Raw genomic sequence first — 20,326 nt, 5'->3', positions numbered from 1 at the left:
ATTGAATAGAGAATGGAAGGGATTTTTATGAGTATACAAGATGAAGTTAAGAAACGAAAAACGTTTGCGATTATATCGCATCCTGATGCTGGAAAAACAACATTAACAGAGAGGTTGTTATTGTTCGGAAACTTAATTCAATCCGCCGGAACTGTTAAGGGTAAAAAGTCTGGTAAATTTGCTACATCGGATTGGATGGAAATAGAAAAACAACGTGGCATCTCGGTTACTTCAAGTGTAATGAATTTTCCGTACGATGGATATCAAGTAAATATTTTAGATACTCCTGGTCACGAGGATTTTAGTGAGGATACGTATCGTACATTGACCGCCGTTGATAGTGTAGTTATGATCATCGATGCAACGAAAGGAATAGAGTCACAAACGATCAAGTTATTTAAAGTGTGTCGCATGCGTGGCATCCCTATTTTCACTTTTATTAATAAATTGGACCGTGAAGGAAGGGAACCTCTTGAATTATTGGAAGAAATCGAGCAGGTTTTAGATATTGAAACCTATCCAATGAACTGGCCAGCTGGTATGGGGAAACGATTTCTTGGTACTTTTGACCGACATGAAAAACAATTTGTTCAATATAATGGCAATGAAGAAGAAACGTATATTCCATATAACAATTTAGATAATCCTGAATATCAGGAGTTGATAGCCCAGGAAGCATTTCAACTAGCGAATGACGAACTTTCTTTATTGGACGAAGCTGGGGATAAGTTTTCTTTAAACACCGTATTGTCAGGAAAACAAACTCCTGTATTTTTTGGTAGTGCCCTAGCACCATTTGGATTACAAACATTTTTTGATACATTTATTTCTATGGCACCGGCTCCAGCACCAAGAAAATCAACTGAAGGAGCCATTCAACCTGATAACCCAGACTTTTCTGGATTCATTTTTAAAATTCAAGCTAATATGAACCCCGCTCATCGTGATAGGGTTGCATTTTTACGTGTATGCTCTGGTAAATTCGAGCGAGGAATGAGTGTCAAACTGGCAAGGAACAATAAGCTGATTAAGCTTTCCCAATCACAGCAATTTGTTGCATCTTCAAGAGATACAATTGAGGAAGCGTATGCAGGTGATATCATTGGTATTTATGATCCAAACGCCTATCAAATTGGGGATACATTAATTGAAGGTAAGGATCTTTTTGAATATGAAGAGTTACCAAAGTTCCCACCAGAAATATTTAAAAAAGTAACCGCAAAAAACGTTATGAAATCCAAACAATATAGAAAAGGCATTGAACAGCTTGTGCAAGAGGGTGCAATCCAATTATATTATCAACATCGTACTGACTCCTTCATATTGGGAGCAGTAGGCGAGTTACAATATGAAGTTTTCAAATATCGAATGAAAAATGAATACAATGTTGAAGTCTTGTTAGAATCAATAGGAGAAAAAGTACCCCGTTGGTTACAAGCAGACCAAGTAGATGAATCACTCTTTGATGAGCAGAACTTACTTGTCCGAGATCGAGAAGGAAATTACATTGTTTTGTTTAGAAATGAATTTGCACTTCGGTGGTTTAAAGATAAGAATCCTAATGTTGAATTGATTGATCTGCTTGAAGTGAATAAGTATGATCAGGAGTATTAAATAAACTTTTTTCACACTTAATTATTTATCCATATATTTCTATGTATGACATTATAAAAACCTTTCAGCATGTATGTTGAAAGGTTTTTGAGTTTAATTTTCTGTTTTCATTGTTTTGCTAAGCTATCATCATCAAAGATTTCAAAAGCCATCAATAGTATCTTCCTCAGAAAAGGGGATTCTACTAGAAACTTCAGCAATCCTGTGCTCACTTTTTCACGTTATTCTTTTTTGTATTGAACATACGCAGTAAAATCGTAAACATATTTATCTGATTTATTTTGCTCAATATTAAAGCTATTGATTTCCATCTGATAATTAACAATAAAAGAAACGTACGTTCGTAATAATGATAAGGATGTGATTTTAAAGGTGAAAAAATGGGAAGCTGCTTATAGCTGGAATTATAGATGGTGAAGGCAGTATAACTTTGACTAGAATGCACAGTAAAGAACATAGAAGACCATGCATTTCAATTTCTTCAAATGATAAAGAAATGTTAATCTATATTCAGAGTTTAACTGGAGGAAGTATCTATAATAAAAAGAATTATAACCCTACTAAGTTCCAAAATTCTTATAAACTCTACATCAAGAAAAAGGAAGAAGTATTTCAAACCCTAAAAGAAATTTATGGGTTATTCAGAATAGAACGAACGAAAGAAAAAAAGAGCTGAATGGATTTTGAGCGGATACGACATAGTAACTCCGCGAAATGGTAAATATAATGAAACCATGTTAAAAAATAAAATAACATTTGAGGAAAAGTTCTTTACTCTTTAAATTTGTCGCTTATTACACAAAAAAACCACCAACATATGTATTGGTGGAGACGGTGGGACATGCTCTTCCATGCTTTCGACATGGCACTGACTATATCTTGAACCTACTATTTTATTAGGTTCCCCGGCGTCTTATGCAGAATATATATTTGCCTGCTTCAGGCTAAATTCCACATCCTAGTACTACCAAAGATGGCAGCCTATAAGTCGATACACGGCTGTTGGATTGCTCCACATACCGCTCGGCATTGCCCTATTGCATTGAAAGCAACTTAGGTTTCACCGATAAAGCCGGATTTTCACTTTTGTATTGCTACAAAAGGCGACTAATTACTAATCGAACCCACGTCCAAGGACATCGCCACTCAGGCTTCTACGCGTGTAGTTGGTATATTAATAATTCGCTAGCATATCGGCCTACCAACAGGCTTCCATGTAGCTAGTCTGATTAGTTTCAACCACTATCCGCAGACGGTGAATAGTAGTGTAGCCCGCTTCATTTGAGACCCTTCAATCTGCATCACGGGCAAATGCAGGAAGGATCGCTTCAGAACTACTTACGCAGCTGCTAAAGCAGGTTGATTATTTTTGCCAATTATAGGCGTGTAACGTTTTACGAGCCGTAACCTCGACGCGCAACCTGAGCTCAATCTATCCCTGTCGAATCCTAAACGTCCCCATTAAGAGAAACGCTCGGAAAAAATTGAGCATCTATTTAATTGTATTAGCTTTATTGTTACAAGACCCATTATAGCATATTTAGCATAAATTGCAACTACATATAGGTCTTTTTACTCACGATCCTTAATAGCACGATCGATATCACGCTTCATTTGCTTCTGCTTCAAGTCTTCCCGCTTATCATATTTTTTCTTTCCTCGACCTACACCAATCAGAACCTTTGCATAGCCATTTTTGATATAAATCTTTAATGGTACTAATGCATAACCCTGTTGCTGTGTTACCCCAATTAATTTATCAATTTCTTTTCGGTGCATCAATAATTTACGCGTCCGAGTTGGATCATGATTAAATCTATTTCCCTGTTCATAGGTTGAAATATGCAAGTTAATGAGCTTTACTTCACCTTTATCAACTCTTGCGTGGGAATCTTTAATATTGACGCGGCCAGCACGAATGGATTTTATTTCTGTTCCTTGTAATACGATACCTGCTTCATACGTTTCCTCTATAAAATAATCATGCGATGCTTTTTTATTTTGGGCTAGTGTTTTTCCAAGTCCTTTTGGCATAATGTTTCCTCCTACTACTTCCGTGCCATTTATTTTATCAAAGTTTTTAACTTATTCCAATCAATACTAGCCATAAGCCACTATTTAAATGAACAATAACAAACTGACCGCCATTAATGCCATACCTCCAACCAATCCATAAATCGATGTATGTGCTTCATCATATTTTTTTGCAGCCGGCAGTAATTCATCAAGTGATATAAATACCATGATTCCCGCTACACTTGCAAATATTACACCAAACATTACATCATTTAAAAATGGCATGAGAATCAAAAACGCAAGCACTGCACCCACAGGTTCAGACAGTCCCGATAAAAACGATAGCTTGAATGCCTTTTTCTTATCATTTGTTGCGTAATAGATCGGTACCGAAACTGCGATTCCTTCAGGTATGTTATGGATAGCAATGGCAACTGCGATTGCAAAACCGATTTCTGGATTTTGTAACGTTGCCGTAAATGTTGCAATACCTTCTGGAAAGTTGTGAATTCCAATTGCAAGCGCTGTGAACGTTCCCATTTTTAATAAATCTGGATTATTGACAAATTTACCCGTGTCTTTCATTTCTTCCACTTTTTTAAGCTCGTGTGGATTAGATTGCTTTGGAACAAAACGATCGATAAGCGCTATTAAAAAAATGCCACCAAAAAATGAACCAACTGTCAGCCAACTCCCACCGACTTTACCAAGCTCACCAATTAAGGAATCTTGTGCTTTCACAAAAATTTCAATCATGGATACATAAATCATAACACCCGCTGAAAACCCTAATGAAAATGATAAAAACTTGGTGTTCGTTGTTTTTGTAAAAAACGCTAATATACTTCCAATTCCAGTAGCTAACCCAGCAAACAAGGTAAATAAAAACGCAAGAATAACTTCTTCAGACATCGTAATTGCTCCTTTGTTGTACATGTTTATTAGTTTTTCCTCAGGGAAACATTTTTATATGTAGTTATACATTATGCTATATGCTAACAAAATGCAATCATTTTTTATCGACAAAAAGACTAATTCGCAGCTCAGCGTTTCTGAGTCGAATTAGTCTTACGTTTTAGTGAAGTGAAAATTTGATCTTCAAAGCCAAAAGTCACGCAGCTTTAATCCCAAATAGCGTTACTTTTTGGATTTACTCTTTTTCTTTTTCTTATTCGCATTATTTACCCCGTCTGTATTTACTGTTTTCTTAGGGGTTTCACGCTTTTTACTGGAACCACTTACCATTTCAAAATCGACAACTCGTTCATCAATATTTACTGCGATAACGCGGACTTCAACCGTATCACCGATTCTGTATATATTACCCGTCCGTTCGCCAATCATTGCATAATTACGTTGGTCATAGTGGTAATAATCATCGGTTAGCTGACTAACATGGACAAGACCTTCTACCGTATTTTCGAGTTCAACAAAAAGTCCAAAGTTAGTAACGGAACTAATAACACCAGTAAAAACTTCACCGATTTTATCTTCCATGAACTCTGCTTTTTTCAAATCATCTGTTTCCCGTTCAGCATCAACTGCCGTACGTTCTTTTCCTGATGTGTGACGAGCTATCTCAGGCATTTTTTCTTTCCACTTTTCAATAGTCTTATTGTCCATCTTTTTATCAATCAAATAGGTACGAATTAATCGATGGACGATTAAATCTGGGTACCTTCTAATTGGTGAAGTGAAATGCGTATAGAATTCTGTTGCTAAACCAAAATGCCCAATACTATTAGGATCATATTTTGCCTGTTGCATGGAACGCAGCATTAATTTAGAAATAATTAGTTCTTCTGGTTTATCTTTCACTTCTTCAATAATCTTCTGCAATGCTTGTGGGTGAATTTCATTTGCTGTTCCCTTGACTTTATAACCAAGCCCGCCAATAAATTCAAAAAACTGCTGTAGCTTTGATTCTTTCGGGTCTTCGTGAATTCGATGGATAAATGGAACATCCATCCAATGAAAATGCTCAGCAACCGTTTCATTCGCAGCAAGCATAAATTCTTCAATTAAACGTTCAGCAACCCCGCGTTCACGGATAACAACATCAACTGCTTTACCTGCATCATCTACTAGAACTTTAGCTTCTTTAAAATCAAAATCAATCGCACCACGTTTTGCCCGTTTATGACGAAGAATGGACGCTAATTTTTCCATAGACTCGAACATCGGAACAAGCGAATCATAGCGCGTGCGCACTTGTTCATCCTTGTCGACTAAGATCTTATTTACATCACTATATGTCATGCGTTCATTCGTTTGAATGACACTCTGGAAAATGGAATGATTGACAACTTCACCAAACTCGTTTATTTCCATTTCACAACCTAGAGTTAAGCGATCAACCTGTGGATTTAATGAACAAATTCCATTGGACAAGCGGTGAGGAATCATCGGGATGACACGATCAACTAAGTAAACACTTGTCCCACGTTCAAAGGCTTCTTTATCCATTGGTGTGTCTTCACCCATATAATAGCTGACATCAGCAATATATACACCGAGTTTATAGTTACCGTTGTCGAGCTTTTTGACAGACACTGCATCATCGAGATCCTTAGCGTCCGCACCGTCAATCGTTACGGTAACTTCATCACGTATATCTTTACGATTTTTAATTTCATCTTCATTTATTGTTTCCGGTGTATTTTTCGCTTGATCCAATACCTCATCAGGGAATTCAATGGTGATACCATGCTTGTAGATAATCGAAATAATATCAATTCCAGGATCACTTTTATGACCTAGAATTTGAACAATCTCCCCTTCAGCACTTTTTCTTCCTTCAGGGTATTTCGTTATAGTAGCGATTACTTTATGTCCACTAACTGCTCCTTTTGTCATGCTCTTAGGAACAAATATATCGTTTGGAATCCGCTTATCATCAGCAATTACAAAGCCAAAAGAACGATTGTCCTCAAACGTCCCTATTACCTGATGTACAGCACGTTCTAGAATGCGGATTACCGTACCTTCTGGGCGATTACCTGCATCATCCTTCTTCTCTGGCCGAACCAAAACGATATCATTGTTCATCGCAGAAGCTAGATCAGAGTGATGTATATAAACATCCGTTTGTTCTTCATTTTCTGGGATTAAAAAGGCAAATCCTTTCGCATGCATTTGAATCCTACCCTTAATTAGGTTCATTTTTTCAGGTAAGCCAAATCTATTTTTTCTCGTGCGAACAAGCTCGCCACTATCTTCCAGTTCATTTAGTGATTTAATTAGAATTTTAAAGTCCTCTGAATCATTAACATCCAGGGCTTCTTTAAGTTCATCAATTGCCAAAGGCTTCGTATTATTTTCTTTAAAATAATGTTGTAATGTCTCTTTAAATTCATCTTTCATTTGTTCACCTTCTTTCTCTACTATTGTTACCCTAATTTACCAATTTATAATACTATTTTTCCCAATCAAGTTCTTCTAGAAAGTCATAAATATCCTCATGTAGCAGTTCTTTTTCCTTATCAAGCGTGATAACATGTCCAGATTCCTCATACCATTTGATATCTTTTGTATCAGATTCGACATTTTCATAAATGTATGATGCACTTTTTGTATTAATCATTTCGTCTTTTTTAGCTTGTACAACAAATGTCGGTGTATAAATGGTATCGACATTTTTTTTAACGGTCGTGATTAACTTGCCTAATTGGTCAAACATAGAAGCCGACTCATCCATTAAGCTGGTAACTTCTTCCTCTATTGTATCATTATTTTTCCCTTCTAGCTGCTTGTATTCCTTTGCAAAGGTCTTAAGACCCCTTGTTAACTGTGTTTCATTGTCAAAAAACATCGGTGCACACATTGGAATAACACCTTTAATTTTCTCCGAATACGCTAATTTTAATCCTAAAACACCACCAAGTGACAACCCAGCAACAGCAATTTCTGTATAACCCAGTTCTTTTAGATGATTATAGGCATCCTTAACATCATCCCACCACTGTTCAGGAGTTGCGTCAATAAGCTCTTCTGGCGGTTTACCATGGCCTCTGTAGATTGGCGCATGGCACGTATATCCTTTTTTCTCTAAAAACCTACCCAACATACGAACATCAGCAGTATGCCCAGTATAGCCGTGCAATAATAAAACAGCACGTTCTCCCGCTTCAAATGTAAAAGGTTTTGGTTCTTTAATTTTCATGATTAGTAATCTCCTTTAATACCTGTACTTTTATGATATCCCCTTGAACATAAATAATCCCTTACCACCAAAAACGTGATAAGGGTCTAATTGTCTATTGTAATACATATGCACTTAAGAAAGCTAACACGAAAAACAAAGTACCAGTTATAACGGTACCTCGGTGTAGGATTAAATCAACACCGCGAGCTTTTTGTTTACCAAATAATTGTTCAGCACCACCAGAAATTGCACCAGAAAGTCCTTCACTTTTACCTGATTGTAAAACAACTAAAACGATCAAAACTACTGCATCTATTACTAATATAATATTTACTAAATCAGCCATGTTACTACGACACCCCCATCATCAGAAAACGTACAAATACCTATCTGTACTTTAGCATAATTTCAGTTTATTTAGCAAGTTTATTTTAATGAAATCACTATATTTTGGACGAAACACTTATTTCACTTTATGATAGAAGAATAATTACTTAACAAAAAGGAGAGTAGATGATGGAAAAAGAATTTTGGATATCCATGTACGATGATGTCGAAGTATATGTAAAAAAATGGTATAAACAAAATCAGAAGCCAAAAGCTATCGTTCAGCTAGCACATGGTATGGTAGAGCACATTAATCGATACGATACGTTCGCTAAATATTTGTTAGAAAACGATATTTTCCTCTATGGGAATGACCACCGTGGGCACGGAAAAACGGGTGAAAAACAAGGTAAACTTGGATATTTCGCAGCAGAAAAAGGGTTTGAAAAAGTAACAAATGACCTTTATGAAGTTACAATGGAAATAAAAAAGGAATATCCTGACACGCCATTATTCATTTTAGGGCACAGCATGGGATCATTCTTGGCGCGTTCGTATATTCAACGTTATAGTCAGGAAATTGACGGCGTTGTTCTTTCTGGAACTGGCTATACCCCTAAGGCCCGCTTTCAAGTCGGTAAACAGCTAGCATCTGCTTTACCGCCAAAAGAAGAAACAAAACTGATGAACACGTTGACATTTGGCTCTTACAACAAACGTGTGGATGATAAGAATACCTCCTATGACTGGCTAACACGAGATAAGGCAATGATCCAATCATACACGGATGATCCGTATTGTGGATTTGTTCCGACTGCAAGATTCTACTACGACCTATTGGACGGAATTAGCATGATTCAAGACGCGCGACGCAATGAGGCGATTCGTAAAGATTTGCCAATGCTTTTAGCTAGCGGTGATGCAGATCCTGTGGGTGATTACGGGAAAGGTGTTTGGAAAACAGCGGAATTATACGAAAAAGCTGGGCTTGAAAATATTGCCACCATGTTTTCCCATGGTGGTCGGCATGAATTATTGAATGAATTAAACAAAGAAGAAGTGTTTACGCTTATATTCCATTGGTTGCGCGATCAAATGAGTTAATTTTTTCCTGGTAAGCGTTTCCATGCGCTTTTCCAGTTATTTGCTAGCTTAATCCCTTGAAACAATTGGGTTTTTCGAGGTAAAATGGACATAGGATATGAAATAAATGTCGAAGGGTTGGACAAATAGTTTATGACACAAATACAAGGAATAGCCGCTTCAAGTGGAATAGCAATCGCAAAGGCTTATCAACTGGTAACACCTGATTTAACCTTTGAAAAAAAGACAATAGATAATCCGAACGAAGAGATCAACAGACTAGATCAAGCATTAGAAAAGTCAAAAGCCGAGTTAGAAAAAATTAAAGAACACGCAAAAAGAGAAATTGGGGACGAGCATGCCGAAATTTTTTCAGCACACCTCCTTGTGTTAAGTGACCCTGAATTAATCAAGCCCATCAAAGAAAAAATTACAACTGATAACGAAATGGCTGAAGGTGCTTTAAAGGAAACAGCTGACATGTTTATCGACATGTTTAAAAATATGGATAACGAATACATGCGCGAACGTGCTGCTGATATTCAAGATGTAACAAAACGCGTAATGGCACATCTATTAAATGTAACGTTTCCTGATCCAGCATTAATAGATGAGGAAGTTATTGTCATCGCACATGATTTAACGCCATCCGATACAGCACAATTAAATCGTGAGTTTGTAAAAGGGTTCGCAACAGACATCGGCGGACGGACTTCTCATTCCGCTATTATGGCGAGGTCACTTGAGATTCCGGCTGTAGTCGGTACAAAAGATAGTACCCAATCGATCAAACAAAACGACATTGTAATCGTTGATGGTATGAATGGCGTCGTGTTGATTAATCCAAGTGAGGATGAGATAAACTCATATAGGGAAAAACAGGCAGAGCATGAAGCACAAAAAGCTGTATGGGCGCAAATGAAGGACGAAGCATCTGTAACTTCAGACGGAAAACAAGTAGAACTGGCAGCTAATATCGGAACACCTGAAGATGTAGAAAGTGTGTTAAATAATGGTGGAGAAGGAATCGGACTTTATCGGACAGAATTTTTATACATGGGAAAAAGCGAACTTCCAACTGAAGACGAACAATATGATGCATACAAATCCGTACTTGAAAAGATGGGCGATAAACCAGTTGTCGTTCGTACATTAGATATAGGTGGAGATAAGGAATTAAGTTACTTAGATCTCCCTAAGGAAATGAATCCATTTTTAGGCTTTCGCGCAATTCGATTCTGCTTAGAAAATGAGTCTATATTCCGCACTCAATTACGTGCGCTACTTCGCGCAAGCGTTTATGGTAACTTAAAGATTATGTTCCCAATGATTGCAACACTTGAAGAGTTTAGACAAGCTAAAGAAATTTTGTTGGATGAAAAAAATAACCTGTCAAATGAGGGTGTGGCTGTTTCTGATCAAATCGAGGTTGGTATCATGGTCGAAATTCCATCTACTGCCGTAACTGCTAAACAATTTGCAAAAGAAGTAGATTTCTTCAGCATTGGTACAAATGATTTAATTCAATATACCATGGCTGCTGACAGGATGAATGAACAGGTTTCCTATCTGTATCAACCATACCATCCTGCAATTTTAAACTTGGTCCATAACGTAATTGAAGCGGCCCATGGTGAAGGTAAATGGGTAGGCATGTGTGGAGAAATGGCTGGCGATCCAATAGCAATTCCAATTTTACTTGGACTTGGATTAGACGAATTCAGCATGAGTGCAACATCCATTTTGCAAGCAAGAACACAGCTACGTCAGTTATCGAAAGAAGATATGCAATCCCATAAAGAAACATTGCTGTCTATGGGTACTGCAGATGAAGTCGTAGCATTTGTGAAGGAGATAACGTGAAATAGGGGACAGTCCCCCACCACGCTAAAGCGTTAAAGCGGTGGGGGACTGTCCCCTCTTATTACTTCTAACTTTTGTTCAATAGGTGTTCTACCTTTATTTCTGGGAATACTCTTTGGGTAACCGATTTGCAAGACTGCCGCTATTTTGTGCTCGTCTTTTTTTAAACCTATTGCTTCAACAAATTCTGGGTCGTGCATAAATGGTGTAATTGTCCAAAGCATTCCAACACCAAACTCCCATCCAGCCAATTGCACATTTTGGATAAATGCATGAACGGCTGCAACTTCCTCTTCCATACGAATTGGATCAGATTCACTTTTATAATAAATCAATGCATGATGCGGAATCTGTAATAAAAATTTCTTCATGGAGTCTGTCATTTTTATTGTTTTTGGGTCCTGATTCTTTTTTAACATCCCAATTCGTTGATAGCTTTCAATAATATAATCAACGAATTTTATTTTTCCTTGCTCCTGGTAAAGTTTTATTTCCCATGGCTCTTTCATATAGTGTGTCGGTGCATACGAGCCGTAAGTAAAGATTTCTTTCAGTTGGGCCGATGGTACTTCTTCATTTTTAAAACTATGTATCGATCTTCTTTCTTTAATTGCTTTTAAAATATCCAGCGTGACCACCCCATTGATAAACTACTTTTCTACTATGGTAACAGATTCTTACTATGTGTAGGTCGATAAAATGAGGCGAAGATTGATATATTGGAATAACGATTGCTATCCTCAATTAGCGCCCCTACGCTTTCCCCCCGTCATAACAGACATAAATTCAATATAAAATTTCCTGTAGTCCAAACCAAAAGCAATTCGATGTTTTTGCTCTCCAACAATTCCATTCTTTATGTATGGACGAATATCCGCAATGCTCTGGCCTCTTGCAACTCCTTCTTTTCCCTGAACAATTTGAACTGGAAGCATATCAAACGTCAACATGTCCTCATGTATTGGAACCATCAGAGTCAGAACATCATGCATCGGACTACCTTGAATAGAGGGATTACGACTTTTATAAAAATCATAATAATAATCTAGTAAAGGCTTGATAATCTTTGCCTTCCCAATGTTCGCTATATAATCTACCATCTGCGGGGTTACGATTGCTTGCAGGGTGACATTCAAAGGAATAATCGTTACGTTATGAGCGTTGTCCAAAACAATCTTTGCAGCGATAGGATCCGCATAAAAATTGGCCTCTGATACAGCTGTTACATTACCTGGGACCCAAAATGCGCCACCCATAATATAGAAACCTTTTATACTACTCATCAAGGACTTATATAAAATAAACATGGTAGCAAGCGAGGTAAGTCTGCCAATATTAACGATAACTAATTCATCCTGATATTTCTCTATAATAGTTACAATCTGAAAAAAGTTTTCAATTTCATAATCGTCATTTGCATTTGGAGGAATAATTGGCCCAAGTCCATATTCACCATGGATTTCCGGGAAAAACTTTGGTATTTCCCCTGTCATTGGAAGCTCAGCCCCGCTAATTATGGCAAGTTCTTCTGGAATATTAAATAGCTCTTTAATATACCTAACATTTGCTAACGCCTTATCTCGTGGAACATTTCCATAATCTGCTACCACCCCTACTACATCTATTTGATCGTTTAGATGGGCATAAATTAAAGCAACTGTGTCATCAATACCAATATCACCAAATAATAAGACCTTCTGTGCCATCGATTCACGTCCTCTACTCCACTTTTTAGATACTATTCATGGAGAAGGATGTATTATGCATTTTAAGTGTGATTATAAGTTTGTTCACTGTCGAGCATGTAAAAAATAACGTCCAAAATTTAAAAATACGATCCGATCAGTGTATTTTACGATCCAACTTCCATAAAATATGATCTAAAGCCTATATTTCACTGTCCATCATTCGAAAAACGGCAAAAAAAAGAGACAGATTTTAATCTGCCTCTAATCAACAAAATGACTTACTTATTCAAGTTATAAAATGCATTTGATCCTGCGTACACACCAAGACCTGATAGTTCATCCTCAATACGTAGCAATTGGTTATATTTCGCTACACGATCGGTACGTGATGGTGCACCAGTTTTGATTTGACCGGCATTCGCTGCAACAGCAATATCTGCAATAGTTGCATCTTCCGTTTCACCAGAACGATGAGAAATAACTGCCGTGTATCCTGCACGTTTTGCCATTTCGATTGCATCAAATGTTTCTGTTAATGTACCAATTTGGTTCACTTTAACCAAAATAGAGTTTCCAACACCTTGTTCAATTCCTTGGGATAATTTCTTCGTATTCGTTACGAAAAGATCGTCTCCAACTAATTGGATACGGTCGCCAATTCGATCAGTTAACATCTTATGGCCATCCCAGTCGTTTTCATCTAATCCGTCTTCAATGGAGATGATTGGGTATTTGTTGACCATTTCTTCGTACCAATCAACCATTTCTTTTGAAGTACGGACAACTCCTTCACCTTTGAGGTTGTACTTTCCATCCTCATAGATCTCAGATGCGGCTACATCCATTGCAAGTTTAACTTCTTCTCCAGGTTTATATCCTGCAGCTTCAATTGCTTCTACAATTGTTTGTAGTGCTTCTTCATTTGATTTCAAGTTAGGTGCAAAACCACCTTCGTCACCAACGCCTGTATTATAGCCTTTAGACTTTAATACTTTTTTCAGTGAATGGAAAATTTCTGCGCCAGTACGAACCGCCTCTTTAAAAGTTGGTGCTGCTACAGGCATCACCATAAACTCCTGGATATCTACATTATTGTCCGCATGTTCCCCACCATTTAAAATGTTCATCATTGGTGTTGGTAACGTTTTGGCATTAAATCCACCTAAATAATTATATAATGGAATTTCTAAGTAACTGGCTGCTGCATGTGCTACTGCCATCGATACGCCAAGGATTGCGTTTGCTCCAAGCTTTCCTTTGTTTTCTGTTCCATCGAGTTCAATCATAATTTCATCGATAATAGTTTGGCGTGTAACATCTACCCCAAGTAACTCAGGCCCAATAAGCTCATTTACATTTTCTACTGCTTTTTGTACGCCTTTTCCTAGGTAACGATCTTTGTCACCATCACGTAGTTCAACTGCTTCATATTCACCCGTTGATGCACCACTTGGAACCAAGGCAGCGCCAAATGCTCCTGACTCTGTAAAAACCTCTACTTCTACTGTTGGATTTCCACGTGAATCTAAAACTTCTCGTGCGTATACGTCTGTAATGTATGGCATGTAAATCGCTCCCTTATTTTTTAATTAATGATGTGCCAGTCATTTCTGCTGGCAAATCAAGGTCTAATAGTTCGAGTAGTGTTGGTGATAAGTCTGCTAAAATTCCACCTTCACGTAGTGTTGCACCTTCTTGCGTCACGATGACAGGCACTGGATTTGTTGTATGTGCCGTCATCGGGTCACCATCTGGTGTAATGACTTCATCTGAATTACCGTGGTCAGCTGTAATAATAGCCTTTCCACCTAATTCTACTATCTTATCAACAATTTTACCAAGACATTCATCAACGGCTTCAATCGCTTGTATCGTCGGTTCTAGCTTCCCTGAATGTCCTACCATATCCGGGTTGGCGAAATTTAAAATAATCGCATTCGGTGTATCAGAATCTAATTCCGTAAGTAGCGCATCAGTTAGCTCATATGCACTCATTTCTGGTTTCAGATCATAAGTTGCAACCTTTGGTGAATTAATCAAAATTCGTTTTTCACCAGGGAATTCCTTTTCTCGGCCACCACTCATAAAAAATGTCACGTGTGGATACTTTTCTGTTTCAGCAATACGAAGTTGTTTCATATTCTGTTGGGATAAAACCTCCCCAACTGTGTTATCTAGATTAACAGGATTATATGCTACATACCCATCAACTGATTCACTAAAGTTTGTGAGCATAACAAAATGTAATCCCTTTGGTACCTTTTCCCCACGGTCAAAATCACGGAAATCTTCATCAGAGAATGTACGTGAAATTTGAATAGCGCGATCTGGTCTAAAGTTGTAAAAGATGATAGAATCCGCGTCTTTAATGGTTGCTCTCGGATTTCCGAATTCATCCGTTAAAACAGACGGGATAACAAATTCGTCATGAATCCCATTCTCATAGGAGTCATCAACTAGTGTATAGGCATCCTGATACTGTGGCCCTTTACCATATACCATCGCATCGTAAGCCCTTTTCACACGATCCCAACGTTTATCTCTATCCATTGAATAATAACGTCCAGAAATCGTTGCAAGCTGCCCTACACCGTATTCTTCCATTTTCTCTTCTGCTTGTTGGATATATATTTTCGCAGTTTGAGGACCTACATCTCGTCCATCTAAAAATGCATGTACAAACACATCTTTAAATTCATTATCCCTTGCCAGTTTCAATAATGCAAATAAATGATTAATATGGCTATGCACACCACCATCTGATAATAGCCCGAAAATGTGTAACGCTTTATTTTTCTTTTTAGCATCGTTGATTGCATTTAGAAATGCTTCTTTTTCAAAAAAATCGCCATCTTTAATCGATAGGTTCACCCTTGTCAAACTTTGATAAACAATTCTTCCGGCACCAATGTTCAAATGCCCTACCTCTGAATTGCCCATTTGACCTACTGGTAACCCAACCGCTTCTCCACTTGCTTGCAGTTGATGATGCGGATACTTACTCCAATATCGATCAAAGTTAGGCGTGTTTGCCTGTTTAACTGCATTTCCCATCTCTGTATCACGAATTCCATATCCATCTAAGATGATTAATGCAGCCAGTTTTTGGTTCGTCATTTTTTACCGGCCTCCACAAGCTGGATAAATGATTCAGCTTCAAGGCTTGCTCCGCCTACCAGTGCCCCATCAATATCAGATTGTGCTAGTAACTCGTCGACGTTTGCTGGCTTTACACTGCCACCATATTGGATGACCACTTGGTTAGCCGTTTCTTTTGATGAAAGTTTTTCAATAACCGTGCGAATATGCTGGCACACTTCATTTGCATCACTGCTTGAAGCTGTTTTGCCAGTTCCAATTGCCCAGATTGGTTCATAGGCAACAATTGTTTTAGTAATTTGTTCTTCAGTTAAATCCTTTAATCCAGCGCGAATTTGTTTTTCAATATGGTTCATTGTTTCGTTCGCCTCGCGTTGATCAAGTGTTTCACCGACACATACAATTGGTGTCAATTCGTGATCAAACGCTGCATGTGTTTTCTTGTTTACCGTTTCATCTGTTTCAGCAAAATGTTCTCTGCGTTCCGAATGACCAATAACAACATGTGTCACTCCTAAATCCTTGAGCATTACAGGACTTACTTCACCTGTAAATGCACCGTTTTCCGCAAAATGCATATTTTGAGCAGCAATTTTCACAGAAGTATTTTTTGTTTGCTCAACTAGTGGTACCAAAAAAGGGAAAGGAGCACAGACAATTGCTTCGACGTCTTGATCAGTTGGATCTGTTTTTACAACCTCTTGAACGAATTGTTCCGCTTCTGCTAACACTTTATTCATTTTCCAGTTTCCAGCAATTACTTTTTTGCGCATCGTCTCACCTCATTCAATTTATTTTTCATCTAAAGCTTGTACACCAGGAAGTTCCTTACCTTCCATAAACTCTAGTGACGCTCCGCCACCAGTTGATACATGATCCATTTGATCAGCAAAACCAAATTTGCTGGCAGCTGCAGCAGAATCACCGCCACCAATTACAGTATACCCGTTTGTCTCTGCTAATGCTTCTGCAACCGCTTGTGTTCCACCTGCAAAAGCATTGAATTCGAATACACCCATAGGTCCGTTCCAAATCACAAGCTTTGAATCCGCTACAATCTCACTAAACGTTTCACGTGTTTTCGGCCCGATATCGAGTGCTTCCCAGTCCTTTGGTATCTCATCGATAGCAACAATTTTGGTATTGGCATCCTCTGCAAATTCATCTGCAACTATGGCATCCTCAGGAATTATAAAATTAACACCTTTTTCTTTCGCCTTTTCCATAAACTGTTTCGCCACATCGATTTTATCCTCTTCTAGTAGGGATTGTCCGATTTCATGACCTTGCGCTTTAATAAATGTATAGGCAAGCCCACCACCAATTAATAGGTTATCCACTTTATCTAGTAAATGGTCAATAACACCAATTTTATCTTTCACCTTTGCACCACCAATGATTGCAGTAAACGGGCGCTCCGGATTTTCTAATGCTTTTCCTAAAACATCAAGCTCTTTTTCCATTAAAAGCCCAGCAGCAGCTGGTAGCTTTTCTGCTACACCAGTTGTTGATGCGTGAGCACGATGAGCTGCACCAAACGCATCATTCACATATAAATCTGCCATATCTGCAAAGCTTTGAGCCAGCTTTTCATCATTTTTTTCTTCACCCGGTTCAAATCGTACATTTTCGATTAATAAAATATCGCCATCACTTAGTAGTGATAAAGCTTCATTTACCTCTTTACCGAAAACTGCATCGGTTTTCGTGACATCTTTTCCGATTAAATCACTCAAACGTTTCGCAATAGGATCAAGTCGTAAATCTTTTACTACTTCTCCCTTTGGCCGTCCAAGATGACTAGCCAAAATAAGAATAGCACCTTGTTCTGTTAAGTACTCAATCGTTGGAAGAGCAGCTTTAATCCGTGTATCATCACTTACCTCGCCATTCGCCATTGGCACGTTAAAATCAACACGACAAAAAACCTTTTTTCCTTTTACATCAAGGTCTTTCAGAGTTTTTTTATTCATTCTTAAAAAATCCTCCCTTGTGATTTAAATTATGTATTACTTGTTTGTTTTCCCCAAGATTACAACAGTTAGTCATATAAGAAAAAGAGGAGGAAAAAGTTCCCCCTCCAGTATATATGAACTTTCTGTCTAGCTCCAGTGCCCAGCGACTAGTGGACTTCCCTCACCTCCGTACGATAAGTCAACATCGGTTCGCTACAAAGGAAGGTCGACTAAACCCGGGCTGTCGCTCAGGCGTCGACATACCCCGTTTGCAGGGGCATGTTTCCTTTATCTCCTGCGTAGGTATGTTCGATTAAAACCGCCACTTTGCGTGGCAACATCGAACCACCCGTGTTGCACGGGCGCAGTCCATAAGTCGCTAAACGGGCGCTTTCGCTTTTCCTTATAGTCCTTGATTTTTAATATAAACTGCCAAATCAACACAACGAGCTGAATAGGCCATTTCATTATCATACCAAGAAACTACTTTTACCATATTATCTTCAAGAACCATCGTTGATAACGCATCGAAGTATGATGAATACGTATTACCGACGATATCAGAGGATACAATTGGTTCTTCCGTGTATCCGACTACACGTTTAAGGTTACCTTCTGCCGCTTCTTTAAACGCCTTATTAACATCTTCGGCAGTAACATTCTTGTCAAGCTCAGCAACAAGGTCAACTAATGAACCGTCTGGAGTCGGAACACGAACTGCCATACCATTCAGCTTACCTTCAAGTTCTGGCAATACTTTTCCTACTACTTTTGCAGCTCCAGTTGTAGTTGGAATAATATTTTGTGCTGCTGCACGCGCACGGCGATAATCTTTATGCGGCAAATCAAGAATCTGTTGATCATTTGTATACGAATGGACTGTTGTCATTAGGCCGCGTTTAAGACCAAAGCTATCATGTAAAACTTTAGCTAAAGGTGCAATACAGTTTGTTGTACATGAAGCATTAGAAACGATATGATGTTTTTCTGCATCATAGTCTTGCTCATTAACACCCATTACCATCGTAAGATCTTCTTCTTTTGCAGGGGCAGAAATAATAACTTTCTTTGCACCAGCATCAATGTGTTTCTTCGCATCCTCGCGGTTTGTAAAACGACCAGTAGACTCGATTACAACCTCTACGCCAAGATCTCCCCAACCTAAGTTCGCTGGGTCACGTTCTGTTAACACTTTAATTTCTTTATCCCCAACAACAATAGAAGATCCTTTAACGCTCACTTCTTGTTCCAGTTGACCATGGACAGAATCATATTTTAGTAGATGTGCAAGCATTTCAGCATCTGTTAAGTCATTTACTGCTACAACCTCAACGTCGTCATTCTTTAGTGCTTGACGAAATACATTACGTCCGATACGTCCAAATCCGTTAATTCCTACTTTTACTGTCATATTATTTCCTCCTAAAGTTTACAATTAATTTGTCAAAATCTTTATTGAAAGGATTTAACCATGAATGATTGCCTCTGCAGCTGCTTCATCCGTAATGAATAAATCCGCTTTTCCCTGATTAAAATACGATGTAATGGCCTTGGCTTTTGAACTGCCACCAGCAATTGCCACAACCTGATTAACCGACATTAGATCCTCCAATTGAATCCCTATTGTTCGTACTTTGTGAACAACATCACCAGAACTATTAAAATAATAACCAAAAGCTTCACTGACAGCGTGTTCTTTTTCAAGCTGACGAATAAGTTCATCATTTGATTTTCTACGGTTTGCCATTGTTAATGCATCACCAATTCCATGCAAAATTACATCGGTAGAGCGAATCAGCTTTGTTATCTCTTGGATAGATGGCTCTTTTAACATCGTTTGGTATGATAGTTCACTTAATGGATCAGGTACATACAACATTCGATAATCGCTATTCGTACGTTTTGCCATTTCTGCGACAATCGTATTAGCCTGACTTTCTACCCTTTCACCAATACCACCTCGAGCAGGAACAAACAAACAATCGTCCGCTTTCTCAAATGGTGACATCACATGCGCAACAGCGGCCATCGTTGTACCACCAGTAACAGCGATGGTTTGTTTAGTAGATACATGTGATTGCAAATGATTTACAACTGCTTTTCCCATTTCTAGTTTTACTTGGTCTTGGTTATCGCTATTACCGCGAACTACAATCACTTGTTCTACATTCAATTTATCCTTCAATTGTGTTTCTAAACCACTTAACCCTGTGATATCTTTCATAAACACAGCTAATTCACTGAGTATACCTTTCCCTTCTTCTGTAATACGCATTCCTTTTCCTGAAACGTCAATCATCTGGCGCTTCTGTAAAAATTCAACCTCACTACGAACCGTTCGTTCTGTCATCTTGGCGCGATCTGATAAGCTCCTTCGGCCGATTGGCTGAAAAAGGTTAATCGTATGCAGGATTGCATATCTTTGCTTCATTACTTCCAAAAGGTCCGGAAAGATTTTTTTTTGCAAATCAACTAATGATTGCATAAAGTTACTCCTTTTTATCGGACAAATAAGTCCCGGATGGTCATATTTTGTC

At 38.2% G+C, this 20,326-nt stretch carries 17 protein-coding genes and 1 other RNA gene; 4 read left to right on the top strand and 14 right to left on the bottom strand.

Annotated features, from left to right (window positions below; all coding sequences use genetic code 11):
• The first annotated feature begins 27 nt into the window (after positions 1-27).
• Both CFK40_RS07000 and CFK40_RS06995 read left to right on the top strand, forming a co-directional pair.
• On the top strand, positions 28-1,614 hold the full coding sequence (locus CFK40_RS07000; protein WP_089531630.1) for a peptide chain release factor 3: 1,587 nt from the start codon (positions 28-30) through the stop codon (positions 1,612-1,614).
• A gap of 439 nt (positions 1,615-2,053) precedes the next feature.
• Positions 2,054-2,290, top strand: coding sequence for a hypothetical protein (locus CFK40_RS06995; protein ID WP_264371407.1), 237 nt, complete (start codon positions 2,054-2,056; stop codon positions 2,288-2,290).
• 439 nt (positions 2,291-2,729) lie between these two features.
• Here CFK40_RS06995 and ssrA read toward each other — a convergent pair.
• The 6 genes from ssrA to secG form a co-directional block, all read right to left on the bottom strand.
• Positions 2,730-3,066: a transfer-messenger RNA gene (gene ssrA, locus CFK40_RS06990) on the bottom strand.
• A gap of 120 nt (positions 3,067-3,186) precedes the next feature.
• Positions 3,187-3,648: an SsrA-binding protein SmpB gene (smpB, locus tag CFK40_RS06985; protein ID WP_089531629.1), complete on the bottom strand. Its 462-nt coding sequence runs from the start codon at positions 3,646-3,648 to the stop codon at positions 3,187-3,189.
• Between the two features lie 84 nt (positions 3,649-3,732).
• Positions 3,733-4,542: a zinc transporter ZupT gene (zupT, locus tag CFK40_RS06980; protein WP_089531628.1), complete on the bottom strand. Its 810-nt coding sequence runs from the start codon at positions 4,540-4,542 to the stop codon at positions 3,733-3,735.
• A 225-nt stretch (positions 4,543-4,767) separates the two neighbouring features.
• Entirely contained in the window at positions 4,768-6,993 is a 2,226-nt protein-coding gene (gene rnr / locus CFK40_RS06975; protein ID WP_089531627.1) for a ribonuclease R, read from the bottom strand.
• A 52-nt stretch (positions 6,994-7,045) separates the two neighbouring features.
• A complete protein-coding gene (locus CFK40_RS06970) occupies positions 7,046-7,792 on the bottom strand; it encodes an alpha/beta hydrolase (protein ID WP_089531626.1) in 747 nt (248 codons plus the stop codon).
• A 94-nt stretch (positions 7,793-7,886) separates the two neighbouring features.
• Positions 7,887-8,120, bottom strand: coding sequence for a preprotein translocase subunit SecG (gene secG / locus CFK40_RS06965; protein ID WP_089531625.1), 234 nt, complete (start codon positions 8,118-8,120; stop codon positions 7,887-7,889).
• 167 nt (positions 8,121-8,287) lie between these two features.
• On the opposite strand from secG, the gene CFK40_RS06960 reads away from it, so the two are divergent.
• Complete coding sequence (locus CFK40_RS06960) at positions 8,288-9,205, top strand: alpha/beta hydrolase (RefSeq protein WP_319418033.1); 918 nt, start codon at positions 8,288-8,290, stop codon at positions 9,203-9,205.
• A gap of 132 nt (positions 9,206-9,337) precedes the next feature.
• Positions 9,338-11,047, top strand: a complete 1,710-nt coding sequence (gene ptsP, locus CFK40_RS06955; RefSeq protein ID WP_089531623.1) for a phosphoenolpyruvate--protein phosphotransferase — start codon at positions 9,338-9,340, stop codon at positions 11,045-11,047.
• A gap of 32 nt (positions 11,048-11,079) precedes the next feature.
• Here the strand turns inward: ptsP and CFK40_RS06950 are convergent, their stop codons facing one another.
• From CFK40_RS06950 to CFK40_RS06915, 8 genes are all read right to left on the bottom strand, one after another.
• Entirely contained in the window at positions 11,080-11,685 is a 606-nt protein-coding gene (locus CFK40_RS06950; RefSeq protein WP_227001885.1) for a nitroreductase family protein, read from the bottom strand.
• Positions 11,686-11,787: 102 nt separating this feature from the next.
• Positions 11,788-12,753, bottom strand: a complete 966-nt coding sequence (locus CFK40_RS06945; RefSeq protein ID WP_089531622.1) for a nucleoside hydrolase — start codon at positions 12,751-12,753, stop codon at positions 11,788-11,790.
• A gap of 260 nt (positions 12,754-13,013) precedes the next feature.
• On the bottom strand, positions 13,014-14,300 hold the full coding sequence (eno, locus tag CFK40_RS06940; protein WP_089531621.1) for a phosphopyruvate hydratase: 1,287 nt from the start codon (positions 14,298-14,300) through the stop codon (positions 13,014-13,016).
• 13 nt (positions 14,301-14,313) lie between these two features.
• Positions 14,314-15,852, bottom strand: a complete 1,539-nt coding sequence (gene gpmI / locus CFK40_RS06935) for a 2,3-bisphosphoglycerate-independent phosphoglycerate mutase (protein WP_089531620.1) — start codon at positions 15,850-15,852, stop codon at positions 14,314-14,316.
• Positions 15,849-16,607 (bottom strand): triose-phosphate isomerase, encoded by a 759-nt coding sequence (tpiA, locus tag CFK40_RS06930; RefSeq protein WP_089531619.1) that lies wholly within the window; start codon positions 16,605-16,607, stop codon positions 15,849-15,851. Before tpiA ends, gpmI begins: the two co-directional genes overlap by 4 nt.
• Before the next feature lie 18 nt (positions 16,608-16,625).
• Positions 16,626-17,807, bottom strand: coding sequence for a phosphoglycerate kinase (locus CFK40_RS06925; RefSeq protein ID WP_089531618.1), 1,182 nt, complete (start codon positions 17,805-17,807; stop codon positions 16,626-16,628).
• Positions 17,808-18,192: 385 nt separating this feature from the next.
• On the bottom strand, positions 18,193-19,200 hold the full coding sequence (gene gap / locus CFK40_RS06920; RefSeq protein ID WP_089531617.1) for a type I glyceraldehyde-3-phosphate dehydrogenase: 1,008 nt from the start codon (positions 19,198-19,200) through the stop codon (positions 18,193-18,195).
• A gap of 54 nt (positions 19,201-19,254) precedes the next feature.
• Positions 19,255-20,274: a sugar-binding transcriptional regulator gene (locus CFK40_RS06915; protein WP_089531616.1), complete on the bottom strand. Its 1,020-nt coding sequence runs from the start codon at positions 20,272-20,274 to the stop codon at positions 19,255-19,257.
• Positions 20,275-20,326 lie beyond the last annotated feature (52 nt).

Origin of the sequence: Virgibacillus necropolis (assembly GCF_002224365.1) — a bacterium.
Classification (GTDB): Bacteria; Bacillota; Bacilli; order Bacillales; family Amphibacillaceae; genus Virgibacillus_F; species Virgibacillus_F necropolis.
Note: the sequence above shows the minus strand (reverse complement) of the source record. Positions and strands in the feature narration are given on the sequence as shown.